This window comes from Neorhizobium sp. T25_27 (assembly GCF_002968565.1).
GTDB classification, from domain to species: Bacteria; Pseudomonadota; Alphaproteobacteria; order Rhizobiales; family Rhizobiaceae; genus Neorhizobium; species Neorhizobium tomejilense.
Window position 1 is genome coordinate 23,099 of sequence record NZ_PVBJ01000006.1, and the last position, 24,405, is coordinate 47,503.

The window sequence follows — 24,405 nt, forward strand, 5'->3', positions numbered from 1 at the left end:
CCCTCTTGCGCAAATCGAACCGCGGGTATATACCCGCTCCATGCCGAACGATACCTGCCACTGCATTCTGCTGCGCAAAGCCTCCCGAAAGGTCTCGTCCTATTACGACGAGGCCTTGGCGCCGCTCGGCGTCAACATCGGGCAGTTCAGCCTGTTGCGCAACATCAACCGGCTGGCGCCGATCTCGCTGACCGATCTCGCCGTCCAGGTGGAACTGGATAGGTCGACGGTCGGCCGCAATGCCAAGGTGCTGGAGCGCATGGGTCTGGTGGCGATCGGCCATGGCGAGGATCAGCGGGAAGCGATGTTGACCGTCGCGCCGCAGGGCCATGCGATCTTGAAAAAGGGCGCGCCGCTGTGGGACAGCGTCCAGGACGATATCGAGGCCCGGCTCGGGACCGAGAAAACCAGACAACTGCAGGAACTGCTTGCGGCCCTCTGATTTTTAACCAGAAGCGGGTATATACCCGATTTTTATCACGCTGCCGGTGCGGCATCGACCAGGAAAGGGACAGATCATGATCTCCAATCGCGCCGCCCAATGGATGGCGGCCAGAAATCTGCATTATGGATGGGTGGTCGCCATCACCACATTCCTGACGATGCTCGCGACCGCCGGCGCCATGGGCTCGGCCGGTGTGATGATCCAGCCGCTGCATCAGGAGTTCGGCTGGGATATCGCCGACATCTCCTCGGCCATGGCCGTCCGCCTCGTGCTTTTTGGCCTGCTCGGACCGTTCGCCGCCGCCTTCATGAACCATTTCGGCGTCCGCCAGGTGGTCACCTTTGCCCTGGCTCTGATCATGGGCGGTATTGTCCTGTCGTTGTTCATGACCCAGGTCTGGCAGCTCGTGGCGCTCTGGGGCGTAGTCATCGGCGTCGGCACCGGCATGACGGCTCTGGTCCTCGGTGCGACGGTCGCGACCCGCTGGTTTTCCAAGAGCCGCGGCCTTGTCGTCGGCCTCATGACCGCCAGCAACGCCACTGGCCAGCTCGTCTTCCTGCCGCTGCTCGCCGCCATGACGGAAGCCTATGGCTGGCGCACAGCGCTCACCTTTACGGTCGTCGTCATCTCCGCCGCAATGCTGCTGGTCCTGCTCCTGATGCGCGACTATCCGTCCGATGTCGGCCTGCCGGCCTATGGCGAGACTGCGGTGACGCCGGCGCCGAAGCAGGACCACAAGTTCCTGGCGACGCTCTATTCGCCTATCGGCGCGCTCGGCCACGCCTCGAAGAGCGGCACCTTCTGGGTTCTGTTCGGCACGTTCTTCGTCTGCGGCCTCTCGACAAACGGGCTTATCCAGACCCACTGGATCTCGATCTGCGGCGACTTCGGCATGGCAGCGGTCACCGCTGCCAGCACGCTTGCGGTGATCGGCATCTTCGACTTCTTCGGCACCATCTTCGCCGGCTGGCTGTCGGACCGCTATGACAATCGCTGGCTGCTGTTCTGGTTCTACGGACTGCGCGGCCTGTCGCTGGTCTACCTCTCCCTCTCCGGCTTCAGCTTCGTCGAGCTGTCGGTCTTCGCGATCTTCTACGGCCTCGACTGGGTGGCGACCGTACCGCCGACCGTAAAGCTCGCCGCCGCCGAATTCGGCCGCGAACGGGCCGGACTGATCTTCGGCTGGGTGTTTGCCGGCCATCAGATCGGCGCGGCCACGGCTGCCTTCGGTGCCGGGTTCCTGAAGAGCGACTTCAACACCTACATGCCGGCCCTGCAGATCGCCGGCGTGATGTGCATGATCGCCGCGGTTTCCGTCCTGCTGCTGCGCAAGCCAGGTACCGCCAAGCTGGTACCGCAGCCGGCCTGATCACGCTACACCTCTCCGGCGGCCGTCATTCGCCGCCGGAGATTACCTGCCGTTGCAAAACTGCAAACTCGCCGGATATGATATCCGGTGCGCAAAGCGACCCGCCATCGCCGCAGGAGGCATCATGTCGTCGATCACCTCGGGCAATGTCGTTCAATATGCCGACAGCAGCAAGCTCGCTGCTCGCGGACGCCTCAACAGGGAATATACGATCGCCGAAACCGGTTGGTTTCCGTGGGTTGCGCGGCAACTGCCCCTGCGGGAGGGTGACCGTGTCCTGGATATCGGCTGCGGCCCGGCCTGGTTCTGGGCCTCCGTCATCAACGATATACCTGAAAATCTCGACCTCACGCTCGCCGATCAGTCTGCCGGAATGGTGGAAGAAGCCGTTGCACGTTCCACCCAGCTTGCGTTCGGATCAGTGACGGGCCATCAGGCGGAGGCCGCCGCCCTGCCCTTTGACGACGATAGCTTCGATGTCATCATTGCCATGCACATGCTCTACCATCTGCCCGATCCCGCAGCCGGAATCGCGGAAATGTTCCGGGTGCTGAGACCAGGCGGTTGTCTCGCCGTCACCACCAATGGCATCGGCAACATGCGCGGGATCTACGAACTCACCACCGTGTTCGGCAGCGAGCCATTCGATCCGAGCGCGGCCGTTTTCGGATACGACAAGGCCGAGGAGTTGATGCGCGCGAGGTTCGGCGATGTGACCTTCTCCCAGCACCCGGCAAGAATGCGGATTACAGATCCGGAGGACGTGTTTCTGGCATTGACTTCCTACCCACCCGGCGACGGCGCGGACGAGGCTCAATTGGACGCGTTCCGGCAAGCAATCGCCGCCGCATTCGAGCGCGGCAACGGCGTGCTCGAGGTGGAGAAGGAAACCGGCCTGTTCGTCAGCAGAAAGCCGGACTGATCCCGGCGCGGACCTGAGCCTTCGCCAAATACAAAAAGGCCCGTCGCGAGACGGGCCTTTCTTCATGCCGGCGGTGGAAGCGGGTATCAGGCGGCCGCGAGGGTCAGTTCTTTCTTGACCATCTGGCGCAGCGACGCGAGGTCCTTGGCGAAGGCACGGATGCCTTCCGACAGCTTTTCGGTCGCCATGGCGTCCTCGTTCATCATCCAGCGGAAGGACTTCTCGTCGAGCGACTGCAACGGCTCCGCGTTGAAGGTTTCCGGCACGAGCTTGCGCTCCAGCTTGCCGGTGTCCTTGTCGAGCTCGTCGAGCAGAGCCGGGCTGATCGTCAGGCGGTCGCAGCCGGCCAGCGCTTCGATTTCGCCCGCGTTGCGGAAGGAGGCGCCCATGACGATCGTCTTGATGCCGTTCGCCTTGTAGTAATTGTAGATGGCACGCACGGAGACGACGCCCGGATCGGTCTCGGCGGTGTAGTCCTGGCCGGTCGACTTCTTGTACCAGTCGAGAATACGGCCGACGAAGGGCGAGATCAGGAACACTTTGGCTTCGGCGCAGGCGATTGCCTGGGCCTGGGAGAACAGAAGCGTCAGATTGCAGTCGATGCCTTCCTTCTGCAGCACTTCCGCGGCGCGGATGCCTTCCCATGTGGAGGCGAGCTTGATCAGGATGCGGTCACGCTCGATGCCGCGCTCCTTGTAGGAGGCGATGATCTGGCGGGCCTTGGCGATCGACGCTTCGGTGTCGAAGGAAAGGTCGGCATCGACTTCGGTCGAAACGCGGCCCGGGACCAGCTCGGACAGAGCGGCACCGACGGCGATCGCCAGGCGGTCGGCCACGGCGGACACGACGGCATCCGGCGTGCCGGACTGCTTGCGGCCCCAGGCGATCGCTTCCTGGACCTTGTCGGCGAAGATGGGCGTGCCGAGCGCCTTCAGGACGATGGTGGGGTTGGTGGTGCAATCCACGGGCTTCAAGCGGGCGACCGCCTCGATGTCGCCGGTATCGGCAACGACCGTGGTCATGGAACGAAGCTGCTCTAGTTTAGACGTCATCCGAATATTCCTCGATATATGGAGAACTAAACGCCTGTTGCGCGATTTAGCTCCTCCGGCGCGTTGGTAAGAACTATCCCCCGCCCGCGGTTAAAAAGTCAAGACATTTGTCCTTCGGAATTGACATATGTGTCAGTTGGAACAAGTATCATCTCGCTTGTCCATCATCGTCCCGGAGGCCCGTTGGCTAGGCTCAGACGCGAGACCCACACCGCCTATTCCGAAGCCGCCTCCATGAGGCTGCGGGCGGCGTGGCTTTATTATAACCAGGGATTGACGCAGAAAGATGTCGCCGAACGGCTGGGCTTGAGCCGCTCGACGGTGATCCGCCTGCTCGACGAGGCGATGAAGCGCTCCGAGGTGCAGATTTGGATCAGCGAGGGCATCGATACCTGCGTCGAGCTGGCGATCCGGCTGGAAAAGGCTTACGGCCTCGACGAGGCCGTGGTCGTGCCCGCCCCGCGCGACAACAGCGCTGCGGCGCTCGCCAGCTCGGTCGGGCTGGCGCTGGGGCAATTCCTCTCCGAAGTGGTGCAGGACGACATGACCATCGGCGTCGGCTGGGGCCGCACGATGACCGCTTCGCTCGGCAGCTTTCGCCCACCGCGGCGGAAGAACTGCAAGGTCGTGTCGCTGCTCGGTGGCATCGTCGCCGTACACCAGACCAATCCGATCGATTACACCTGGCGTTTCGCGGGCCAGCTCGGTGCCGAGTGTTACATGTTCCTCGCCCCGCTTCTGGTCGACTCGGTCAAGACCAAAAGGGCGCTGATCGAGGAATGCGGGCTGAAGACGATCTACGACCTTGCCGAAAATCTCGATCTCGCAGTGGTAAGCTGCGGCGACATCGGCCCGCATTCCACCTCGCTGTCGGAAGGGTTCATCTCCAAGGCGGAACTCGACCGGCTGATCGCCGCCGGCTGCGTCTGCGATACGATGTTCAACTTTCTCGACGAGGAAGGCCGCTCCGTGGATCAGAAGCTGAACGAGCGGGTGATGTCGGTGGATCTCGATACGCTGAAAAAGGCCCGGCACATCGTGCTGTCATCGGGTGGCGCGCACCGGGCGGTCGCGATCCGCGCCACGATCCGCAGGATCGGGTGCCACACGCTGATCACCGATGAGACTGCGGCCAAGGAATTGTTGCGGCTGAACGAACCCTCCGAGAGCGCACAGGGGGCGGCCTGACCCCTGGCTGCACTACCGGCCGCGCGTGAACGAACGGGCAATCAGGCAGCCGTCAGGAACTCTACTCCGAGGGAATTGATCCGCCGCCAGCGGACTTCGCATTCGAAACGTCGACCATCCGACAGGGCGAGACCGAAGCTTTCCGGCACGGACAGGGCATTCTCGATCTTGATCAACGCGCCGCCGGCCGAGATTTCCTTGACGATGCAGTCGAAGGCCGAATGATCGCCATTGAAGATGATCTTGGCGCCTAGAAAGCTTTTCGATCTCTGGTATTTGCGCTCATGCACCTGACCGCGTCCTTCGACGATTACTTCAGGTATCGCTTATATGCCCCAATGGGCAATCCCGCAATCCTCAGAGGCCGTCCATGACTTTTGCAGGCGACTTGGTATCTGCCTCTCGCAGGCCGGCAATGGAACCTGAACGCTGAACTCAAGCGTTCGGCCCCTTACGCATTTCCCGCTTCCCATCCCAGGATCGCCCGCTTGCGCGTCAGCCCCCAGTGATATCCGGTCAGCGCGCCGCTCTTGCCGAGCGCCCGGTGGCAGGGCACCACGAACGAGATCGGGTTGGCTCCAACAGCCGCACCCACCGCGCGGCTGGCGGTCGGCTGGCCGATATCGTTGGCGACGTCGGAATAGGTGACGGCCTTGCCGAACGGGATCTTCAGGAGGCTCTGCCAGACGCGAACCTGGAAATCGGTACCAATAAGCACGACCTTCAGCGGCCGGTCGCAGGACCAGTTCGCACGGTCGAAGACGCGGCCGACATAAGGCGCCGTCATCTCCTGGTCGGGAACGTATTCGGCATTCGGCCAGCGGCGCATCATGTCGTCGAGCGCGGCCTGTTCATGGCCGAGATCGGCAAAGGCAAGGCCCGAGAGGCCGCGATCCGTCGCCATGACCAGTGCCTCGCCGAAGGGCGACGGGTGGAAACCGTAACGGATCGTCAGGCCGCCGCCGCGCGCCTTCCATTCGCCGGGCGACATCGCCTCATGGGTAACGAACAGGTCGTGAAGGCGGCCGGGACCGGACAGGCCGAGCTCGTAGGAGGCTTCGAGCAGCGGCAGTTCCTCCTTGCCGAGCAGGCGCTTGGCATGGTCGAGGGTCACGGCCTGAAGGAAAGCCTTGGGCGACAACCCGGCCCAACGGGTGAATACTTTCTGGAGCTGGGTCGGCGACTGGCCGAGCTCGGAAGCGATGGCCTCGAGCGACGGCTGGTCGCGGTAATCGAGCGTGATCATCTCGATGACGCGGCTGACGGTTTCGTAGTCGGAACCATCGGGCGTCACGTCGATAGGCGGCGAATCGATCTGGGCGAGAGCGTTCATGATCTATCTCCTCTGCAGCGCCGCGCACCGGCCAACCTGGACCTTGGGCGCGCAAAAATCGCTGTGCAACTGGTATGCTGCTTAGATGCGCCTTCGGCTTGACCGAAACCACCCGTTTCTTGCCCTATTGCAGGTTTTCCAACCCACTTAGACCCGCTGCTTGACGGTCGCCAGGGCTCCTCTGAAGGCCTTGGCGAAACTTTCCCGATCGTCCGGATTGAGGAAAGAGCCGATATCGGTGCCGCGTCCCTCGCCCGTCACAGACATGGACGTGATGCCGAACTCCTCGTGACGGCGGACGTTGAAGCGCGCCCATAACGGATTGAAACGGTGCTCCACCACACGCCCCACCGGCGAGAATTTCCGGATCGACAGGTTGCTGCGCGAGACAGTCACTTCCTCGCGCGCGCGGCCCGAGCGGTAGCTCATCTTCAGGGCGATGTAGAGGCCGAGGAAATCGAGCCCGAAGAAGAAGCCGATCGGATAGGCGCCGGTAATCAGGAAAAAGCCGCCATAGAGAAGGCAGATGCCGCCCGTCAGCACCAGCACGACGCGAAAGCCCGTTCTGCCAAGCGAACGGTAGGGCGTCAGTTCGGCTGCGAAAACGGGCTGTTCCTCGGAAACGTCCACGTTGATTTCCCTCCTGCGGGATGCCTATACAGGCATATGGAGACTCCAAAGATCAAATCCAAAACCAGCACCTCGCAAAAGTCAAATCACGCGCCCGAGCGCAAGGCCGCACCCAAAGCCGCACCCAGGGCGGCGACCAAGCCGAAGCGCTTCAAGTCCGCCTATACGAAGGCGGAAATGGAGGAGATTTTCCGCCGCTTTTCGGTGCAGCGGCCGGAGCCAAAGGGCGAGCTGGAGCACGTAAACCCGTTCACGCTTGTGGTGGCGGTGGCACTGTCCGCCCAGGCGACCGATGCAGGCGTCAACAAGGCGACGCGGGCGCTGTTCAAGGTCGCCGATACGCCCGAAAAGATGCTGGCGCTGGGTGAAGAAGGCGTCACCCAGTATATCAAGACGATCGGGCTCTACCGCAACAAGGCGAAGAACGTCATCGCGCTCTGTCGCATGCTGATCGATGAGTTCGGCTCTCAAGTGCCGAAAACGCGCGAAGAGCTGATCCGCCTGCCGGGCGTCGGCCGCAAGACGGCGAATGTGGTGATGTCAATGGCCTTCGGCGTGCCGACGCTGGCAGTCGATACGCATGTCTTCCGCATCGCCAACCGGCTCCTGATGGCACCGGGCAAGACGCCCGACGAGGTCGAGGAAAACCTCCTGAAGGTGATCCCCGACCAGTATCTCTTCCACGCCCACCACTGGCTGATCCTGCACGGCCGTTATTGCTGCAAGGCGCGAAAACCGGAATGCGAGCGCTGCGTGATTGCCGATCTCTGTCGCTCACCGGAAAAGACCGTCGACGTGCCGGCGCCGCTTGTGGAATTGCCGCAGCAGCTCATTGGCGAGCCCGTCGAGTAAAGCGGCGATCGCGGCCTCCCTGAGCCCTGCCCGCCTAAAGCTTGAAACCGGGATCGCGCTTTGAGACCGCCTTGTGGAGATGCACCATCAGGCCCGCGGCAAACAGCGGAGTCAGCAGGTTGACGATCGGGACCGCCAGGAAACACGCGATCAGAAGGCCGCCCAGGAACACGGTGGAGGAATGTTTCGAGCGGAAGGCGCGTGCTTCCGCAGGCGTGCGAAACCGCATCGCCGCGAACTCGAAAAATTCCCGGCCGAGCAGATAGCCGTTCACCATGAAGAAGGCGATCAGGTTGATGCCGGGGATGAACAGCAGGAAGAGCGCGATGATATTGCCGACGATGACGACGCCCAGAAACTGGATCGAGCCGATGATCGCCTGGGCGAGCGGCATCGCCTTGCCGGGCGTATCGTCCGGATAATCGCGCGTCTCGACGACTTCGGCGACGTCGTCGAGGAACAGGCCGGCGATCAGCGCCGTGATCGGCGCGATCAGCAGAGCGAGCGCCAGCGCCAGCCCGATGCCGGCAGCGATCGCCGCAAACAGCGTGAGCCAACCCGCCCAATCGGGCTGGTCCGGGAAAAAGGCCGCGAACCATGGCCAGGCATAAAGGATGAATATCTCGCGAAGCGCGAACCAGATGCCGATCAGCACGAGGGCGGTGAGACCCAGCGTCTTCCAGAACACGGAACGGGTTTCGGGTGCGAAAAGGTTGGCGAGCGAAAGGCGTGCGGCGTCGAGGATCATCGGCGTCTCCAGGTTGGCGGGAGAGATGTAGGTGGGAGGGAGCGGCGGAGCAAGGAGCAGTGAGATGGCGGATATAGGAGAAGCGACCGCAGCCGGCTCCCCGCTCAGATATTCAGGAAAAATCTTGCGGACATGTCACATGGGCGGATCCTGTCTCGTCATGGTGTCGTAACCAACAGAAGGAAACGAACCATGAGTGCCAGACTTAACCCTTTCGCCGCCGCTCCCTCGCTGATGAAGGCCTGGATGGGCGTCTCGACCGATGTTGATGCGAGCCTCGAGCCCAGCCTCATCGAACTCGTAAAAATCCGCTCCTCGCAGATCAACGGCTGCGCCAACTGCATCAATATGCACACGATCGAAGCGCGGGCGCGGGGCGAGAGCGAGCAGCGCATCTACCTGCTGTCCGCCTGGCGTGAAGCTCCATGCTATTCCGATCGCGAGCGCGCTGCGCTAGGTTGGACCGAAGCCCTGACCCGGCTGTCCGAAGGTCATTCGCCCCAAAGCGGCTATGAGGCCCTGAAGGCCGAGTTCACGGAGGAGGAACAGGTGAAACTGACTTTGATGATCAATGTCATCAACGGCTGGAACCGCCTGGCGGTTGGCTTTGGCCTGTGGAACAACGCCGCGGGTGCCAAGACCGCCCAGGCAGCCGCCTGATGCAGGGTCTCGACCATTCGGACGCAGCAGCCAGCTTCGACCCGCTGCGTCCGAAGCTCATGCGGGTCGCCTACCGCATGCTCGGATCCGTGTCCGACGCCGAGGACATGGTGCAGGAGGCCTTCATCCGCTGGATGAAGGCCGATCGCCAAGGGATACGCGAACCGGAGGCATTCCTGCGCCGCACCGTAACGCGGCTCTGCCTCGATCAGCTGAAATCCGCGCGGCGACAGCGCGAGACCTATATCGGCCCCTGGCTTCCCGATCCGGTCATGGAAGAGGAGAAGGAAGAGGACGTCACCTTGCCGCTGATGCTGGCGCTCGAACGCCTTTCACCGCTGGAACGCGCGGCCTTCCTGCTGCACGACGTTTTCGGGCTGGGATTCGAGGAAGTCGCTACCACCATCGAGCGTGACATGGCCGCCTGCCGCCAGCTTGCTGCCCGCGCACGCACCCATGTTCGCGAGGCGAGAACTCGTTTCCAGGTCGACAAAAAACGGGGCGTCGAGCTTGCCGAGGCCTTCTTCGCCGCCTCGCGCAGCGGCGACATGACAGCGCTGGGTGCCATGTTGGCGGCAGACGTCAGCGTTCATGCCGACGGTGGCGGCAAGCGCCCTGCGGCCACGGAGCCCGTTCTCGGCTTCGAGGCGGTGATGAAAGTGCACGCCTATCTCGCGGATCAATTTCAGAAGAACGGCTCCACACTCGTTCGCGCCGGGTTCGTCAACGGATTGCCGGGCTTCGTCACGATGGAGGCCGACGGTGAGCTGCAGACGACCGCACTCGATATCGAGGACGGGAAGATCACGGCCATCTATATCGTGCGAAACCCCGACAAGCTGAGGCATCTGCATTAGCGTTTGCGAGGAGGTTCCCGGGCGCCGAGCCCGGCTCCATCCCACGCAACTCATCCCGGCGGCATCCATCGCCTTCCCTGCTTCGAACAGGTTGCCGTGTACTCCACCACAACCGGCGCAGAGAGAGATGGCGATGGCACGTCCAATCCCGACAAGCGTCGGTTAACCTTCCGCGCGCAGCCGAATACAACTTTAATTGTATATTAATACAACTTTAAACATCTCCGCCACGCCAGGAACTCTCCTGTTGGCTTCCGGTTCAACCGCGTGCAGGCTGCAATCCAGCGGCTGACGACCGCTTGATTTTTGCCTTCGGCTGATATGCTTTTTGGATTTGTTCGGAATGATCTCTTTTGTCGTCCGGCTGAGAAGCCGTGCACATTTCATCGTTAGGAGCAATGTCGGTGCGAAAAATGCGACCTTCATGGGCGCAAGCGCGCGCCGGAAGAAAGACGCAAGGCAGAGGCTCGGAATTCTGATCGCCGGCTTCCTTGCAGTCTATTTCATCGTCGGCGCGCGCCTCGTCCAATACGGTCTTGCCGAACCGGCCGCGACGGGAGCAATTTCCAGTAGTCCCGTCGCATCCAGGCCGGACATCGTCGACCGCAACGGAGCGCTCCTGGCCACCGACCTCAACATGACCTCGCTCTACGCCGACCCGCGCCGGATCGTCGATGCGGACGAGGTCGTCGAAAAGCTTGCCTTCGTCATCCCCAACCTCGACTGGAGCGAAACTCACAAGAAGCTGAGATCGCAGACCGCATTCCAGTGGCTGAAGCGGCAACTCACCCCGAAACAGCAGGCGGATATCCTGGCGCTCGGCATTCCCGGCATCGGATTCAGACCGGAGAAACGTCGGTTCTATCCAGGCGGCGTGACCGCCTCTCACATCGTCGGCCATGTGAATGTCGACAACCAGGGCCTCGCCGGGATAGAGCGATATCTGGATCAGCAGGGCCTTGGCGACCTTCGCCTGGCCGGGCTCACCGGCGGGGTCCCGCTCGAACCCGTGAGGCTCTCCATCGATCTCCGCGTCCAGAATATCGTCCGCCAAATCGTCGCCAACGCGATGACCGCCTATAAGGCCGAGGCTGCGGGCGCCGTGGTTCTTGATGTCGATACCGGCGAGGTTCTGGCGATGGCATCGGTGCCCGACTACGACCCGAACGAACCGTCCCGGATGCTGCATGACGGTAGTGTAGACAGGGACTACGAAAAGGGCTGGTTCAACCGGATAAGCAATGCCACGTTCGAGATGGGCTCGACGTTCAAGAGCTTCACGCTGGCGATGGGGCTTGACGAAGGCAAGATCACCCTGAATTCCGTCGTTGATGCGTCCCGGCCGATCCGCATGGGCGGTTTCACCATCAAGGACTTCCGCGGAAAGAACCGGCCGCTGACGATCTCCGAAGTCTTCCAGTATTCATCGAATATCGGCACCGCGGCGGTCGCGGACAAGGTCGGCATCGAAGGCCACCAGCAATTCCTCACCAAGCTCGGGCTCCTCTCCAGGATGGAAACCGAAATGCCGGGCGTGGCAACACCAACCCAGCCGAGGACATGGAAGAAGATCAACTCGGTCACCATCTCGTTCGGCCACGGCGTGGCAACCACGCCGCTGCAGACCGCGGTTGCCGCCGCCGCTCTGATCAATGGAGGTACTCTTGTTCCTCCCACGTTTCTTCCCCGCTCCCGGCAAGAGGCCGAACAGGTTTCCCGCCCGGTGATTAAGCAGGGCACCAGCGCCGATATGCGCTACCTGTTCACCTGGAACGGCGTGAAAGGCTCCGGACGCGGTGCCCAGGTCGAAGGTTTCCAGGTCGGCGGCAAGACGGGCACGGCCGACAAGGTGATCAACGGACGTTATGCCAAGGACATCAATTTCAATGCCTTCGTCGCAGCCTTCCCGATGGACAGGCCCAAATACATCGTGCTTTCGATCATCGATGCTCCGCAGACAGGCGAACACGGCGGACGCACGGCGGCATCCACCGCCGCCCCGATGATCAAGGAGATTATCGGTCGAGCAGCGCCGCTGCTCGGCGTGCAGCCCCGTTTCGGATCTTCGGGCGCGCCAAACCTGCTGATGAATTATTAGACTGCGGTGTCCCGACGGTTGCAATGGCGGCAAATACGCTGAAGCGTCCGGTCTTACCGGGCCGGGCATCCTAGCTACACCATTCCCCGCAACTCCTCCCGATGCCGCACCATCGCCAGGAACCGGCGGTAATCCAGCCCGTACTGCTCGGCCCGTGTCGGGTCCGGCAGCAGCTCGGTCCCGCCCGCATCCATCGCCTGCCCTGCTTCGAACAGCGAGCCGAACACGCCCCCGGCAACCGCGGCCGCCATCGCCGTGCCGAGCAGCACTGCGTCCCGGTTCTCCGGGATCACCACCTTGCGGCCGGTGACGTCGGCGTAGAGTTCCACCAGCAGCGGGTTGTTGACGTGGCCGCCCGTGACGTGGAGGGTTTCGAAGCGGTAGCCGTAGCCCGAAAGCGCGTCGAGAATGTGCCTGATGCCGAGCGCGATCGAGACGCAGGTGCGCCAGTAGAGCCGGCAGAGGCCGTCGAAGGAGGTGTCGAGCGTCAGGCCGCTGATGACGCCGGTCGCGTGCGGGTCGGCAAGCGGCGAACGGTTGCCGTGGAAATCCGGCAGGACGTGGAGGTTCGGGGCGATATCGCCCTCGGTCTCGCTGCGCAACTCTCCGACGCGGGCGATGATGCGGCCATGCAGTTCCGCCGTCGGTTCGCCACCGGCCGCGTGCATCATCACGATATGATCGAGCAGCGCGCCCGCGGCCGATTGTCCGCCCTCGACCAGCCAGTGGCCGGGCAGGATCGCCTCGTAATAGGGACCCCAGAGGCTGCGGCCGGGCTTGGAATCTTTCGTGAAGGCGACGATGCAGCTCGACGTGCCGCCGATCAACGCCACGCTGGTCTCAAGCGTCGAGCCACCCGAGGCACCACCCGACACCCCGCCGAGCACGCCGAAGGCGCCGGCATAGGCGTCGATCATGCCGGGGGCCACCTGCACCTTCGTGTCGAGGCCGAGCCCATCGGCCGCCTGCCGGCTCAGGCTTCCCAGACTTGTCCCGACGCCGATCGTTTCGTCCGGCAGACCGCCCTTTTCGAGCAGGTCTTCGAGGCCGGCAAGCGACAGGTAATCGGCACTCCAGCCGGGGTTTTCGTGGGCGAGATAGTTCCACTTGGCAGTCAGCGTGCAGCGGGAACGTGCGGGCGAGCCGGTCGCCTTCCAGGTGAGGAAATCGGCGAGATCGAAGAGATAGCCTGCCTTCGCCCAGCTTTGCGGCAGATGCTGTTTCAGCCACATCAGCTTCGGCATTTCCATCTCCGGCGACAGCGAGCCGCCGGAAAATTCGAGCACCTTGTGGCCGGTGGCGGAAAGCTGGTCGGCTTGTTTGATCGCCCGATGGTCGAGCCAGACGATGGTGTCCTGGTTGGCCTTGCCGGTCGTGGAAACCGTGAGCGGCCTGCCCTCCCGGTCGCGGGCGACGAGCGAGCAGGTGGCATCGAAGCCGATCGCGGCGATACGGTCGGCAGCGATGCCTGCCTCCGCCATCGCCTCCCTGACGGCGCGGCAGGTGGCGGCCCAGATATCCTCGGAATCGTGCTCTGCGTGGTTTTGCCTGGGGCGGAACATCGCGATCGGGTGCTTGGCCTTGGCAAGCAGGCGCCCGCTGCGATCAAAGACGCCGGCGCGGGCGCTGCCCGTGCCGATATCGACCGCAACGAGGTGATCACGCATCCGGATTCGTTTCCTGTCCCTTGTCGCCCGGCAGTTCCAAGGATCGCACTAAAGCACGGCCGAAGAAACGGAGCCGCTACGACCCTCTATATGTTTTTGGACAAGGTGGATCAAATCCGGCATGGCGTCAAACACGACTTCCGGCGAAAGCGCGTCGATCTGCTCCCGGTAGCCGGGAACGCTGGCATGCGAACCGCCGACGAAGGCAAAGACCGACATGCCGGCGCTGTGGCCCGCCTCGATGCCGGCGGGACTGTCCTCGATGACGATGCAATTTTTGGGATCGGCGCTCATTTCGCTGGCCGCATGCAGGAAGAGATCCGGCGCCGGCTTGCCCTTTTCCACCATCGTGGCGGAAAAGATGTTCGGCTCCAGCTTGTCGATCAGCCCGGTCAGCGTCAGCGACAGGCGGATGCGTTCCGGCTGGCTGGACGAGGCGACACAACGGCGGAAATTCAAGGCATCCAGCGCCTCGGTTATGCCCGGCATCGGCTGCAGTTCGGCGCGGAAGCGGGCATAAAGATCGTGGCGCATGTCTTCGAGAAACGTATCGTCGGCCTCGACGCCGAATTCCTCCCGCATCGTCTTGGTGACGGTGCCGAGGCTGCGGCCGAGAAAGCGGCGATAGGCCTCCGCGGCGTCCATCTCGACCCCCTTGCGGCGCAGCGCATCGACCAGCACCCGCACGGAAACAGGCTCGCTGTCGACGAGAACCCCGTCGCAATCGAAGATCACCAGTGGTCCCGCCGACTGTTGCACGTCCATCACCCGCTATTTGACGAGCTTGCCGTCGAGATAGAGCTCGAGCGTGTTTGCCGTCCCCTGCTCCCAGAGCGTCTTCAGCGCATGCGCAAAGCGGGTGCGGAACAGCTCGGATTTCGCAACGTCGCCGAAGATATCGCCAAGCGCAAGGAAGGCGTCCGGGTTATCCTTGGCTTTCAGCGCCGCGGCGTTCAGCCGGTCGGCGCTGGCGTCGTTGAAGACGATCTCCTTGCCGCTGTCGGAAATGCCGGCGAAATAGCGGCACCACAGCGCCGAGACCAGCGACAGGCCAATGATGTCCTGCCCCTTGGCGAGCCGGTCGGCCGTCGAGGGCAGGATGAATTTCGGCTGGCGATTGGAGCCGTCCTGCGCCAACCTGGGGATGGTATCGCCGATCTTCGGGTTGGAAAATCGCCGCTCGATCAGCTTGTAGTAGTCGACGAGGTTGGTATCCGGCACCGGCGGGATGACCGGAATGATCTCGTCCTTCTCCAGCTTTTCGAGAAAGCCGCGGATCAACCTATGCTCCATCGCCTCGTGCACGAAATGGATGTCGAGAAGGGCGGCCGGATAGGCAATCGCCGCATGACCGCCGTTGAGGATGCGTATCTTCATCAGCTCGTAGGGCGCCACGTCCGGCACGAACTGGACGCCGACCTCCTCCAGCCGCGGCCGGCCGGCGGGGAACTTGTCCTCCATGACCCACTGCTTGAATTCCTCGCAGAACACCGGCCAGTTGTCGTCGATGCCGAAATCGTTCTTGAGGATGTCGATCTCGCGCTGGCCGGTTGCCGGCGTGATGCGGTCGACCATCGAGCTGGGGAAGGCGACATTCTCATGAATCCAATGGGCGAAGTCCGGATCGGAAAGCCGGGCAAGCCCGATGATGGCGTTCTCCGTCACCTCGCCGTTTCCGGGAATGTTGTCGCAGGACATGATGGTAAAGGGGGTGACGCCGCGTGCCTTGCGCTCCTTGAGGCCGGCGAGGATCAGACCGAAGACGGTCTTCGGGCTCGAAGGGTTCCGGCCGTCCTCGGCGATTGCCGGGTGGGCGGGATTGAACCGGCCGGAAGCGTCGATGAAATACCCGCCTTCGGTGATCGTCATCGAAACGATACGGATCTTCGGGTCTGCCAGCGTCTCGATCAGGATCGCGACATCGCCGGGAGCGATGATGTCGATCATCGGCGCGGTGATCCGGGCGGCGGTTCTGTTGTTGTCCTGCTCGACGACGGTGGTCAGGAAATCCTGCGCCTTCAGCTTGTCGCGCATGGCACCGTCGGACGGCATGACGCCGGCGCCGATGATTGCCCAGTCATGCGCCCTGCCGGTGTTGAACAGGTCGTCGAGATAAATCGCCTGGTGGGCGCGGTGGAAATTGCCGACGCCGAAATGCACGATGCCGGCAGTCAGGCCCTTGGGATCATAGGCCGGCACCGCGGCGGTGGCCGCAGCGTCCTTCAAGCTCGCCAGCGAAAGCTTCACAGTCATTGTCTTTACTCCGATATGGCCGGTCAGGCCTTCAGGGCGAGGCCCTTGTCGTCGAACCGATGCAGCTTGGCCTCATCGGGCGTCATGTAGACCGTGTCACCGTGATAGGCGCCGAACTCCCCGTCGCATCGCGCGGTGATCTGGCCGATGCCCTCGACATCGAGATGCAGGAACGTGTCGGCGCCGAGATGTTCGGCGACCTTCACCGTGCCGCGCCAGATGCCGCTGTCCTTGGAAAGGTTCAAGTGTTCCGGCCGGATGCCGGCGGTCTTGGCATTTTTCGACTGCGCATAGGCACCGTCGACGAAGTTCATGTGCGGGGAGCCGATGAAGCCGGCAACGAACAGGTTGCGCGGGCTCCTGTAAAGATCGAGCGGCGAACCGACCTGCTCGATATTGCCTCGGTTCAGCACCACGATCTTGTCGGCCATGGTCATCGCTTCGACCTGGTCGTGGGTGACGTAGACCATCGTCGTCTTGAGCTGATGGTGCAGGTCGCTGATCTCCAGCCGCATCGTTCCGCGCAATGCGGCATCGAGGTTGGAAAGCGGCTCGTCGAACAGGAAGGCCGAAGGCTCGCGGACGATCGCCCGGCCGATCGCGACGCGCTGGCGCTGACCGCCGGAGAGCTGCGAGGGGCGCCGTTCGAGATAGTCGGTGAGGTTCAGCACGCGGGCCGCATCCGTCACCTTCTTGTCGATCGCGGATTTCTCCATCTTCGCCATCTTCAACGGGAAGGCGATGTTGTTGCGCACGCTCATATGCGGATAGAGCGCGTAGGACTGGAACACCATCGCCAGGCCGCGTTCAGCGGGGGCAGACTGGGTGACGTCCTTGCCGTCGATCAGGATATGTCCGCCGCTGACATCTTCCAGCCCTGCAATCAGGCGCAGCAGCGTGGACTTGCCGCAACCGGATGGGCCGACGAAGACGACGAATTCGCCGTCAGTGATTTCGAGATCGATCGACGGAATGACCTTGGCCTCGCCGAACACTTTCGACACTTTTTGGAGCGTGATGCTGCCCATGTCCGTTTTCCTTACTTAACCGCGCCAAACGTGAGGCCGCGAACGAGTTGTTTCTGTGAGAACCATCCGAGGATGAGGATCGGCGCGATCGCCATGGTGGACGCGGCCGAAAGCTTCGCCCAGAACAGGCCTTGCGGGCTGGAGAACGAGGCGATGAAGGCCGTCAGCGGCGCCGCATTGGTGGTCGACAGCCGGATCGTCCAGAACGACTCGTTCCAGGCGAGGATGATGTTGAGGAGCAGCGTCGAAGCAATGCCCGGCACCGCCATCGGCGTCAGCACGTAGACGATCTCCTGCCAGAGCCCCGCTCCGTCCATCCGCGCCGCTTCCAGGATTTCGCCCGGGATTTCGCGGAAGTAGGTGTAGAGCATCCACACCACGATCGGCAGGTTGATCAGCGTCAGCATAACGGTCAGGCCGATGCGGCTGTCGAGCAGGCCGAAATCGCGGAACAGAAGGTAGATCGGCACCAGAACCGCGACCGCCGGCATCATCTTGGTGGAAAGCATCCACATCAGAATGTCCTTGGTGCGCTTGGTCGGCGAGAACGCCATAGCCCAGGCCGACGGGATCGCGATGATCAGCGCCAGGATGGTGGAGCCGACAGACAGGATCACCGAATTCATGAACGGCTTCAGGTAATCGCGCTGGGTCTGCACGGTGATGTAGTTCTCGAACGTGCCGGACGGCCACAGGCTGAAGCCCGCGATCGCTTCCGGCTCGGTCTTGATGCTGGTGATGATCGTATAGAGGATCGGGAAGAAGATGATCAGCGCGACGATCCAGGCGGCGGCGGTGGCGGTGACCTTGTGTCTTGTCGTAACGTTGCGTGCCATGATCTTCTCCTACCGGTCCAGGTTCTTGCCGACGGCGCGCATCAGGAAGAAGGCGACGATATTGGCGAGCACGACTGCGATAATGCCGCCTGCCGAGGCGCCGCCGACATCGTAGCCGAGGAGCGCCGTGCGGTAGATCAGGAAGGCGAGGTTGGTGGAGGCGTAACCGGGGCCGCCATTGGTGGTGACCAGGATTTCCGCATAGACGCCGAGCAGGAAGATCGTCTGGATGAGGATGACGACGGTGATCGACCGGGCGAGATGCGGCAGCACGAGATAGACGAACCGGTTGAGGAAATTGGCGCCGTCCATCTCCGCCGCTTCCTTCTGCTCGCCGTCGAGCGACTGCAGCGCGGTGAGCAGGATGAGCGTTGCGAACGGCAGCCACTGCCAGGCGACGATGACGACGATCGAAAACAGCGGATATTGCGCGAACCAGTCGACCGGCCGGAGCCCGAAGAACCTCGAGATATCGGCAAATACCCCGTAGCTCGGATTCATGATCATGTTCTTCCAGACGAGCGCCGCAACCGGCGGCATCACGAAGAAAGGCGATATGATCAGGATACGGACGATACCCTGCCCGAAGATCGGCTGGTCGAGGAGGAGTGCGATGGCGATACCGCCGATGACGGTGATCAGCAGCACCCCGCCCACGATGACCAGCGTGTTCCAGATCGACTGGAAGAAGGCGGGGTCGGTATAGAAGAACTCGTAGTTGAACAGACCCGTGAAGCTGACATTGGACGGATCGAGCAGATTGTAGTTCTGGAACGAGAACCACAGCGTCATCGCCAGCGGTACGATCATCCAGACGAGAAGAAGCAGAACGGAGGGCGCCATCATCAGGCGCGCCAACGTCTTGGTGTTTTGCGTTGCCATATCGACGCCCTCCCATGGAACGTGGTCGTTCCAGTTATCCGCGCCTTTTTCTTTTGGGGAAGGAGACCGACGCAGGATGCAGGTTTTTGTTGTTGTCTGGTTGTTGCCGGATTGCCTCGCCTGATCACCGGCCCGCCTCAAATCCTCAAGGCGGATGATCTCGGCCAAGATCCGGCTGTCCGGCGCAGGATTGCCGGACAGCCGTGGCTCTGGAGCTTACTTCGGATAACCGGCGCGCTTCATTTCGCGCGTCGTAGCCGTCTGGGCCTGGGCAAGCGCATCGGCGACCGTGGACTGGCCGGCGACGACCGCCGAGAACAGCTGGCCGACATTGGTGCCGATCGCCTGGAATTCAGGGATCGCCACGAACTGGCCGCCGGTATAGGGCACCGGCTTGACGGTCGGCTTGGTGATATCGGCAGCGCCCATCGCAGCAAGGGTCGGGGCTGCGAAGGCGGCGGCCTTCTGATAGTCCGCGTTGTTGTAGAGCGAGGTGCGGGTGCCCGGAGGAACGTTGGCCCAGCCTTCCTTGGCGGCGACGAGCTGGGTATATTCCTTGCTGGTTGCCCAGGAGATGAACTTCTGCGCCGAGTCAGCCTTCTTCGAAGAGTTCGGAACCGCGAGGTTCCACGACCACAGCCAGTTGCCATGGTTCTTCATCTCGCCCTTCACCGGGAAGAGCGCATAACCCACCTTGTCGGCAACCTTGGAATCCTTCGGGTTGGAAACGAAGGAGGCAGCCACGGTGGCGTCCATCCACATGCCGCATTTGCCCTGCTGGAACAGCGTCAGGTTTTCGTTGAAGCCGTTCGAGGATGCGCCGGACGGGCCGGCATCCTTCATCAGGTCCACATAGAACTGCAGCGCTGCCTTCCATTCCGGCTGGTCGAACTGCGGCGTCCACTTTTCGTCGAACCAGCGGCCGCCAAACGAGTTGGTGAGCGCCGTGATGAACGCCATGTTCTCGCCCCAGCCGGCCTTGCCGCGCAGGCAGATGCCGTTCACGTCGGTCTTGCGGTCAGTGATCTTGCGAGCCGCATCGCCGATGAATTCCCAGGTCGGGTTTTCCGGCATCTTGAGGCCGGCCTTCTCGAACAGGTCCTTGCGATACATGATCATCGCCGACTCGCCGTAGAACGGCGCGGCATAGAGCTTGCCGTTAACGGTCAGACCGCCCTTGATCGCCGGCAGGATGTCGTTGGTGTCGTACTTGTCGCCGAGCTTGTTCAGCTCGAGCAGCCAGCCCTGCTTGGCCCAGATCGGAACTTCGTAATTGCCGATCGTCAGGATGTCGTACTGGCCGCCCTTGGTGGCGATGTCGGTGGTGACGCGCTCGCGCAGCACGTTTTCTTCGAGCGTGACCCAGTTGATCTGGATATCCGGGTTCGCCTTGGTGAACTCGGAAGTCAGGCCCTGCATGCGGACCATGTCGCCGTTGTTGACCGTCGCGATGGTGAGGGTTTCAGCCGAAGCCGCGGTGGAGAAAAGGCCGGCAAGCGCCAGCGCCGAGCAGGCGCCCAGCAAAATCGTCTTCAATGTCATATCTTCCTCCCAGAAGATGAGTAACGAGCATTCGCTTTGCTCATGGGCAATTACCCACATAATGGCGAAGGAAGTCAATCATCAATCGTCGCTGCAATGCAGCAGAAATCGGTTATCTGATTGATTTCATTATATGTAATTTTTGCTCAACGACCGAGCAATTGCTCCGCAGTCGCCTCGTCGGTGATCACGCCGTTGATGATATTGCCCTTGAGCGCGGCGGAAATCGCCTGGAACTTCCTGCGTCCCTGCGCCAGTCCGATGACGGAGGAGGTCTCCCGCGAGGGGATCGGCACACTGGCGACGCGATCGTTGATGGAATTGGCGAGAAGCCGGCCCTGGCTGTCATAGACCCAGCCGCAGATCTCGCCGGCAGCACCTTCCCGGACGAGTTTTTGCATTTCCTCCTTGCCGAGGAAGCCGTCGACGCAAAGTGGCCCGTCCGGCCCAAGTTCGCCGATGCCGACGAAGGTAACGTCCGCCTGCGCCCCGAGTTCGAGCGTCGAGCGCACCAGCGCCTGGTCGTGCAGGGTCACGCGCTCCTCGGCGGAGGAACAGAGAACCGGCAGCGGCATAGGAAAATGCCGCGCCTTGATGGCGTCCGCCATCGAGAAGATGACGTTGTAGAAGGCGGCCGATCCGTCGGGCCCGATATTGCCGGTCAGCGACACGATACGGTGCTGCGGGCACTCCATCGGCGGCAGCTGGTCGACGGCAGCCTTCAGCGTCCGGCCCGTGCCGACGGCGATGACGATCGGGTCCGGGCGCTTCAGCCAGCGTTCGATCTCGGCGGCACCGGCTTCAGCGATCCCGACGGTGCTGGAGCCCCCCACCGGATCGCTCGGCACCACTTCGACATGCTTGAGGTCATATTTCTTGCGCAAGGCCTCGGCGAGTTCCAGGCAGGCTGCAATCGGATGGTCGAGGCGCACCTTGATCAGCCGTTCGGCAACCGCGAGCGACACCAGCCGCTGGGCCGACTGCCGCGAAATGCTCATGGCCGCGGCGATCTCGTCCTGGGTTCGCCCCGCGACATAGTAGAGCCAGCCGGCCCGCGCCGCATCGTCGAGCCGCCCTTGCGTATCAGACCGTTTTGCCATGGCAGAAATTCTCCTCCACCTGTTGCTGCCATGGTTTCGGATGGTCTGTCAAACGGTTGCCGTCGCGGCCACATTGCACCTGCGTCGTCGCCGCGCATACCCTCGTGTGACCGTTGCGCTGCCTTTGAGCCCGCTGAGAAATGATATAAGCTGAAGAAGAATGGTAATAGCCGGGAACCCGTGCATGAACCGGATGGAAGCGCTGATCGAACGCCGAGCGGAAACGCGACAAAAAACCGCGTCGGTTCGCGCCGAACGCATACTGGAAGACGCCCGCAAGCATGGCGTCGAGATGCGCATCATCGGCTCCTTGGCGAAACGCAGTTTTCATTTACATTCTGATGTCGACCTCCTGGTGAGCGGCCCGGTCGACCCTGCGCGCAGACTTTTTATCGAACGACTCGTCGCGGATCACATGAGAGGGACGGATATTCCCTACGATCTGATCTTCGAGGCCGATATGACCGCCGACAGGGTACAGGAGCTTTTAGATGGCTGCGTTTAGCCTTCCGGCTTTTTCACGCTTGTCACCGAAGATCGCGCGCGCGGAACGGGAGCTGGAACAGCTCGAAAGCTTTGTCGCGCGACATTCCCAGGAGGTTTCCGATGGAGAATGGGGCGCACTGTCAGCCATCTCGCTGGGTATCCATAACGTCTATAACGGCATTGAGGACAGTCTTCTGAGCCTGGCACGGGACGTGGACGGTCTCGTTCCCAGCGGACCGACAATGCATCAGGATGTTCTGGACCAGATGTCGGCCGAAATCGACGGCATGCGTCCGTCCGTTATCGACACGGAGCTATACGAATCTCTGACGGAACTGAAAGCCTTCCGCCATCTCGTTCGGCACCGATACGGTTTCGACCTGAAAGCCGACAAGGTGATCGAGAACCTGGATCGAATTCGCGAAGCATTTCCATCATTTGTGGATGCCATTGTCCGGCTGGAAAAGACGATGGCCGCTGAAGATACGGATGACGACGGCGATGGATCAGCCGGCGCCCCCGGTCGGTAACCCGCACGATCCGGATCGTGCGGGGTTGATGTCACGAGCATAGGCTCTCAACCACCTCAATGTGCTACGCCACCTGCACCACATGCCCCGCACTCACCTCGCGGTACTCCCGCTTCGGCGGCACGTAGTTGACCGGGCGGATCGGGCTCTTGATCTCGTCGGTCGACATGTTGCGCTTGATCCGCCGGCGGGACGGGTCCGGAATCGGCACGGCGGACATCAGCTTCCTCGTATAAGGATGCTGCGGGTTTTCGAACACTGCCGCACGAGGGCCGATCTCGACGATCTCGCCGAGATACATGACCGCCACCCGGTGGCTGACCCGTTCGACCACCGCCATGTCGTGGCTGATGAACAGGAAGGCGAGGTTCAGGCTCTGCTGCAGGTCGAGGAGCAGGTTGCAGACCTGCGCCTTGATCGACACGTCGAGCGCCGAGACCGCTTCGTCGGCGACGATGATCTTCGGGTCGAGCATCAGGGCGCGGGCGATCGCTACGCGCTGGCGCTGGCCGCCGGAAAACTCGTGCGGGAAGCGCTTCATCATGTCGGCAGAAAGGCCGACCTTCTCCATCAGGCTCGCCGCCTTGTCGCGGGCCTGCTGTTTGGTCCCGAGGCCGTGCTCGATATAGGGCTCCATGACCGCCGAACCGACGCTCATGCGCGGGTTCAGCGAGGCGAACGGATCCTGGAAGACCATCTGGATCGACCGGCGCATCTGGCGCAGCGTCGGTTGATCGAGCTTCATGACCTCATAGCCGTCGAGGGTGACCTCGCCGCTGGTCGGCGTGATCAGGCGGGTGACGGAGCGGCCGGTGGTCGACTTGCCGCAGCCTGATTCGCCGACGAGCGACAGCGTCTCGCCCGGGAACAGATCGAAGGAGACCTTTTCGACCGCATGGACCGCGCCGGACTTGCGGCCGAACAGGCCGGAATGGATGTCGAACCGGGTGGTCAGGTCCTTGACGTCCAGGATCGGCGTCTTGCCCTTGCCGACCGTGTCGGTGACGTCGGCAAGCAGCATCTGTTCGCCGGTCTTGATATCGACGATCGGGAAACGCAACGGCAGCTTGCGCTCGCCCATCGAGCCGAGACGCGGCACGGCGGACAGAAGTGCGCGGGTATAGGGATGCTGGCCGCGGTGGAAGATGTCGCCGGTCTCGCCCGTCTCCACCGCATCGCCGCGATACATGACGATCGTCCGGTCGGCAACCTCGGCCACCACGCCCATGTCGTGCGTGATGAAGAGGACCGACATGCCCTCCTCTTCCTGCAGCACCTTGATGAGGTCGAGGATCTGGCCCTGGATGGTGACGTCGAGCGCGGTGGTCGGCTCGTCGGCGATCAGCAACTTAGGTCTCGCCGCCAGTGCCATGGCGATCATAACGCGCTGGCGCATGCCACCGGAAAACTGGTGGGGATATTCGTCGAAACGCGACGAGGCGTTGGGGATACGCACCTTTTCGAGCAGGCGGATGACTTCCTTCTTCGCATCGGCATTGCTGATGTCGGTATGGACCGTCAGCGCCTCGGCGATCTGTTTGCCGATTGGGAAGATCGGGTTAAGCGAGGTCATCGGCTCCTGGAAGATCATCGAGATGTCTTTGCCGCGCACGCGGCGCATCTGCTCTTCCTGCAGCGACAGCAATTCGCGGCCGTTGAGGAAGACCTGGCCTTCGATCCTGCTCGAATTCTTCGGCAGCAGCCGCATGATCGACAGCGAAGTGACGCTCTTGCCCGAGCCCGATTCGCCGACGATCGCCACCGTCTCGCGCGGTGCCACGTCAAACGAGATGTTGCGCACCACGGTGCGCCATTCATCGTTCACCCGGAACGAGGTGGAAAGATTGCGGACAGACAGGACCGGGGTCACCGAACCACCGCCCTGTTCCATGGAAGTGCCGGAAAGCAGCATGGAAATCTCCTTCGG

The 24,405-nt window shown here is 62.2% G+C and carries 24 protein-coding genes; 10 read left to right on the top strand and 14 right to left on the bottom strand.

Annotated features, from left to right (window positions below; all coding sequences use genetic code 11):
* The first annotated feature begins 40 nt into the window (after window positions 1–40).
* The 3 genes from C5J24_RS17765 to C5J24_RS17775 all read left to right on the top strand — a co-directional run bounded on the left by C5J24_RS17765 (window position 41) and on the right by C5J24_RS17775 (window position 2,736).
* Complete coding sequence (locus tag C5J24_RS17765; protein ID WP_105419706.1) at window positions 41–442, top strand: MarR family winged helix-turn-helix transcriptional regulator; 402 nt, start codon at window positions 41–43, stop codon at window positions 440–442.
* A 76-nt stretch (window positions 443–518) separates the two neighbouring features.
* The gene (locus C5J24_RS17770) at window positions 519–1,814 is read left to right on the top strand and encodes an MFS transporter (RefSeq protein WP_105419708.1); all 1,296 of its coding nucleotides are present in this window, start codon (window positions 519–521) and stop codon (window positions 1,812–1,814) included.
* A 124-nt stretch (window positions 1,815–1,938) separates the two neighbouring features.
* Window positions 1,939–2,736 (top strand): class I SAM-dependent methyltransferase, encoded by a 798-nt coding sequence (locus tag C5J24_RS17775; protein ID WP_105419710.1) that lies wholly within the window; start codon window positions 1,939–1,941, stop codon window positions 2,734–2,736.
* Window positions 2,737–2,822: 86 nt separating this feature from the next.
* On the opposite strand, the gene tal is transcribed toward C5J24_RS17775, so the two are convergent.
* A complete protein-coding gene (gene tal, locus C5J24_RS17780; RefSeq protein WP_105419712.1) occupies window positions 2,823–3,788 on the bottom strand; it encodes a transaldolase in 966 nt (321 codons plus the stop codon).
* 234 nt (window positions 3,789–4,022) lie between these two features.
* Here tal and C5J24_RS17785 point away from each other — a divergent pair, with 234 nt between their 5' ends.
* Window positions 4,023–4,976 (top strand): sugar-binding transcriptional regulator, encoded by a 954-nt coding sequence (locus tag C5J24_RS17785; RefSeq protein WP_371674637.1) that lies wholly within the window; start codon window positions 4,023–4,025, stop codon window positions 4,974–4,976.
* A 41-nt stretch (window positions 4,977–5,017) separates the two neighbouring features.
* Here C5J24_RS17785 and C5J24_RS17790 read toward each other — a convergent pair whose 3' ends face one another.
* The 3 genes from C5J24_RS17790 to C5J24_RS17800 form a co-directional block, all read right to left on the bottom strand.
* The gene (locus C5J24_RS17790) at window positions 5,018–5,266 is read right to left on the bottom strand and encodes a PilZ domain-containing protein (protein ID WP_105400081.1); all 249 of its coding nucleotides are present in this window, start codon (window positions 5,264–5,266) and stop codon (window positions 5,018–5,020) included.
* Window positions 5,267–5,427: 161 nt separating this feature from the next.
* Window positions 5,428–6,309, bottom strand: coding sequence for a bifunctional helix-turn-helix domain-containing protein/methylated-DNA--[protein]-cysteine S-methyltransferase (locus tag C5J24_RS17795; RefSeq protein WP_105419716.1), 882 nt, complete (start codon window positions 6,307–6,309; stop codon window positions 5,428–5,430).
* A 147-nt stretch (window positions 6,310–6,456) separates the two neighbouring features.
* A complete protein-coding gene (locus C5J24_RS17800; protein WP_105419718.1) occupies window positions 6,457–6,939 on the bottom strand; it encodes a DUF2244 domain-containing protein in 483 nt (160 codons plus the stop codon).
* A gap of 36 nt (window positions 6,940–6,975) precedes the next feature.
* Between C5J24_RS17800 and nth the strand changes: the two genes are divergently transcribed.
* Window positions 6,976–7,791 (top strand): endonuclease III, encoded by an 816-nt coding sequence (gene nth / locus C5J24_RS17805; RefSeq protein ID WP_105419720.1) that lies wholly within the window; start codon window positions 6,976–6,978, stop codon window positions 7,789–7,791.
* Window positions 7,792–7,825: 34 nt separating this feature from the next.
* Here nth and C5J24_RS17810 read toward each other — a convergent pair whose 3' ends face one another.
* A complete protein-coding gene (locus C5J24_RS17810; protein WP_105419722.1) occupies window positions 7,826–8,539 on the bottom strand; it encodes a sulfate transporter family protein in 714 nt (237 codons plus the stop codon).
* A 192-nt stretch (window positions 8,540–8,731) separates the two neighbouring features.
* On the opposite strand from C5J24_RS17810, the gene C5J24_RS17815 reads away from it, so the two are divergent.
* The 3 genes from C5J24_RS17815 (at window position 8,732) to C5J24_RS17825 (ending at window position 12,154) form a co-directional block, all read left to right on the top strand.
* A complete protein-coding gene (locus C5J24_RS17815) occupies window positions 8,732–9,199 on the top strand; it encodes a carboxymuconolactone decarboxylase family protein (protein WP_105419724.1) in 468 nt (155 codons plus the stop codon).
* Window positions 9,199–10,056 carry a sigma-70 family RNA polymerase sigma factor gene (locus tag C5J24_RS17820; protein WP_105419726.1) on the top strand — a complete coding sequence of 286 codons (858 nt, stop codon included), beginning with the start codon at window positions 9,199–9,201 and terminating at the stop codon, window positions 10,054–10,056. Before C5J24_RS17815 ends, C5J24_RS17820 begins: the two co-directional genes overlap by 1 nt.
* Before the next feature lie 343 nt (window positions 10,057–10,399).
* Window positions 10,400–12,154, top strand: a complete 1,755-nt coding sequence (locus C5J24_RS17825; protein ID WP_105419728.1) for a penicillin-binding protein 2 — start codon at window positions 10,400–10,402, stop codon at window positions 12,152–12,154.
* Between the two features lie 74 nt (window positions 12,155–12,228).
* Here C5J24_RS17825 and C5J24_RS17830 read toward each other — a convergent pair whose 3' ends face one another.
* The 8 genes from C5J24_RS17830 to C5J24_RS17865 form a co-directional block, all read right to left on the bottom strand.
* Window positions 12,229–13,821: an FGGY-family carbohydrate kinase gene (locus tag C5J24_RS17830; RefSeq protein ID WP_105419730.1), complete on the bottom strand. Its 1,593-nt coding sequence runs from the start codon at window positions 13,819–13,821 to the stop codon at window positions 12,229–12,231.
* A gap of 48 nt (window positions 13,822–13,869) precedes the next feature.
* Window positions 13,870–14,586, bottom strand: a complete 717-nt coding sequence (locus C5J24_RS17835; protein WP_105419732.1) for an HAD family phosphatase — start codon at window positions 14,584–14,586, stop codon at window positions 13,870–13,872.
* A gap of 6 nt (window positions 14,587–14,592) precedes the next feature.
* Window positions 14,593–16,074, bottom strand: a complete 1,482-nt coding sequence (locus tag C5J24_RS17840; RefSeq protein WP_105419734.1) for a mannitol dehydrogenase family protein — start codon at window positions 16,072–16,074, stop codon at window positions 14,593–14,595.
* A gap of 23 nt (window positions 16,075–16,097) precedes the next feature.
* Window positions 16,098–17,102 carry an ABC transporter ATP-binding protein gene (locus C5J24_RS17845; protein WP_046634483.1) on the bottom strand — a complete coding sequence of 335 codons (1,005 nt, stop codon included), beginning with the start codon at window positions 17,100–17,102 and terminating at the stop codon, window positions 16,098–16,100.
* 11 nt (window positions 17,103–17,113) lie between these two features.
* Window positions 17,114–17,938 (bottom strand): carbohydrate ABC transporter permease, encoded by an 825-nt coding sequence (locus tag C5J24_RS17850; protein WP_105400072.1) that lies wholly within the window; start codon window positions 17,936–17,938, stop codon window positions 17,114–17,116.
* 9 nt (window positions 17,939–17,947) lie between these two features.
* Complete coding sequence (locus tag C5J24_RS17855; protein ID WP_105400071.1) at window positions 17,948–18,820, bottom strand: carbohydrate ABC transporter permease; 873 nt, start codon at window positions 18,818–18,820, stop codon at window positions 17,948–17,950.
* Between the two features lie 216 nt (window positions 18,821–19,036).
* The gene (locus C5J24_RS17860; RefSeq protein WP_046634479.1) at window positions 19,037–20,362 is read right to left on the bottom strand and encodes a sugar ABC transporter substrate-binding protein; all 1,326 of its coding nucleotides are present in this window, start codon (window positions 20,360–20,362) and stop codon (window positions 19,037–19,039) included.
* Window positions 20,363–20,508: 146 nt separating this feature from the next.
* Complete coding sequence (locus C5J24_RS17865) at window positions 20,509–21,462, bottom strand: sugar-binding transcriptional regulator (RefSeq protein WP_105419736.1); 954 nt, start codon at window positions 21,460–21,462, stop codon at window positions 20,509–20,511.
* A 184-nt stretch (window positions 21,463–21,646) separates the two neighbouring features.
* Between C5J24_RS17865 and C5J24_RS17870 the strand changes: the two genes are divergently transcribed.
* Both C5J24_RS17870 and C5J24_RS17875 read left to right on the top strand, forming a co-directional pair.
* Window positions 21,647–21,967: a nucleotidyltransferase domain-containing protein gene (locus tag C5J24_RS17870; protein ID WP_105419738.1), complete on the top strand. Its 321-nt coding sequence runs from the start codon at window positions 21,647–21,649 to the stop codon at window positions 21,965–21,967.
* Window positions 21,954–22,478, top strand: coding sequence for a hypothetical protein (locus C5J24_RS17875; protein ID WP_245446684.1), 525 nt, complete (start codon window positions 21,954–21,956; stop codon window positions 22,476–22,478). The genes C5J24_RS17870 and C5J24_RS17875 overlap by 14 nt, the downstream gene beginning before the upstream one ends.
* A 64-nt stretch (window positions 22,479–22,542) precedes the next feature.
* Here the strand turns inward: C5J24_RS17875 and C5J24_RS17880 are convergent, their stop codons facing one another.
* Entirely contained in the window at window positions 22,543–24,390 is a 1,848-nt protein-coding gene (locus C5J24_RS17880; RefSeq protein ID WP_105400067.1) for an ABC transporter ATP-binding protein, read from the bottom strand.
* Window positions 24,391–24,405: the final 15 nt, after the last annotated feature.

Bases quoted from the DNA above. Each gene is read 5' to 3' on its own strand.
- C5J24_RS17765 (WP_105419706.1), top strand. From the start codon at position 41: ATGCCGAACGATACCTGCCACTGCATTCTGCTGCGCAAAGCCTCCCGA.
- C5J24_RS17770 (WP_105419708.1), top strand. From the start codon at position 519: ATGATCTCCAATCGCGCCGCCCAATGGATGGCGGCCAGAAATCTGCAT.
- C5J24_RS17775 (WP_105419710.1), top strand. From the start codon at position 1,939: ATGTCGTCGATCACCTCGGGCAATGTCGTTCAATATGCCGACAGCAGC.
- tal (WP_105419712.1), bottom strand. From the start codon at position 3,788: ATGACGTCTAAACTAGAGCAGCTTCGTTCCATGACCACGGTCGTTGCC.
- C5J24_RS17785 (WP_371674637.1), top strand. From the start codon at position 4,023: ATGAGGCTGCGGGCGGCGTGGCTTTATTATAACCAGGGATTGACGCAG.
- C5J24_RS17795 (WP_105419716.1), bottom strand. From the start codon at position 6,309: ATGAACGCTCTCGCCCAGATCGATTCGCCGCCTATCGACGTGACGCCC.
- nth (WP_105419720.1), top strand. From the start codon at position 6,976: ATGGAGACTCCAAAGATCAAATCCAAAACCAGCACCTCGCAAAAGTCA.
- C5J24_RS17810 (WP_105419722.1), bottom strand. From the start codon at position 8,539: ATGATCCTCGACGCCGCACGCCTTTCGCTCGCCAACCTTTTCGCACCC.
- C5J24_RS17815 (WP_105419724.1), top strand. From the start codon at position 8,732: ATGAGTGCCAGACTTAACCCTTTCGCCGCCGCTCCCTCGCTGATGAAG.
- C5J24_RS17820 (WP_105419726.1), top strand. From the start codon at position 9,199: ATGCAGGGTCTCGACCATTCGGACGCAGCAGCCAGCTTCGACCCGCTG.
- C5J24_RS17825 (WP_105419728.1), top strand. From the start codon at position 10,400: ATGATCTCTTTTGTCGTCCGGCTGAGAAGCCGTGCACATTTCATCGTT.
- C5J24_RS17830 (WP_105419730.1), bottom strand. From the start codon at position 13,821: ATGCGTGATCACCTCGTTGCGGTCGATATCGGCACGGGCAGCGCCCGC.
- C5J24_RS17835 (WP_105419732.1), bottom strand. From the start codon at position 14,586: ATGGACGTGCAACAGTCGGCGGGACCACTGGTGATCTTCGATTGCGAC.
- C5J24_RS17840 (WP_105419734.1), bottom strand. From the start codon at position 16,074: ATGACTGTGAAGCTTTCGCTGGCGAGCTTGAAGGACGCTGCGGCCACC.
- C5J24_RS17845 (WP_046634483.1), bottom strand. From the start codon at position 17,102: ATGGGCAGCATCACGCTCCAAAAAGTGTCGAAAGTGTTCGGCGAGGCC.
- C5J24_RS17850 (WP_105400072.1), bottom strand. From the start codon at position 17,938: ATGGCACGCAACGTTACGACAAGACACAAGGTCACCGCCACCGCCGCC.
- C5J24_RS17855 (WP_105400071.1), bottom strand. From the start codon at position 18,820: ATGGCAACGCAAAACACCAAGACGTTGGCGCGCCTGATGATGGCGCCC.
- C5J24_RS17860 (WP_046634479.1), bottom strand. From the start codon at position 20,362: ATGACATTGAAGACGATTTTGCTGGGCGCCTGCTCGGCGCTGGCGCTT.
- C5J24_RS17865 (WP_105419736.1), bottom strand. From the start codon at position 21,462: ATGGCAAAACGGTCTGATACGCAAGGGCGGCTCGACGATGCGGCGCGG.
- C5J24_RS17870 (WP_105419738.1), top strand. From the start codon at position 21,647: ATGAACCGGATGGAAGCGCTGATCGAACGCCGAGCGGAAACGCGACAA.
- C5J24_RS17875 (WP_245446684.1), top strand. From the start codon at position 21,954: ATGGCTGCGTTTAGCCTTCCGGCTTTTTCACGCTTGTCACCGAAGATC.
- C5J24_RS17880 (WP_105400067.1), bottom strand. From the start codon at position 24,390: ATGCTGCTTTCCGGCACTTCCATGGAACAGGGCGGTGGTTCGGTGACC.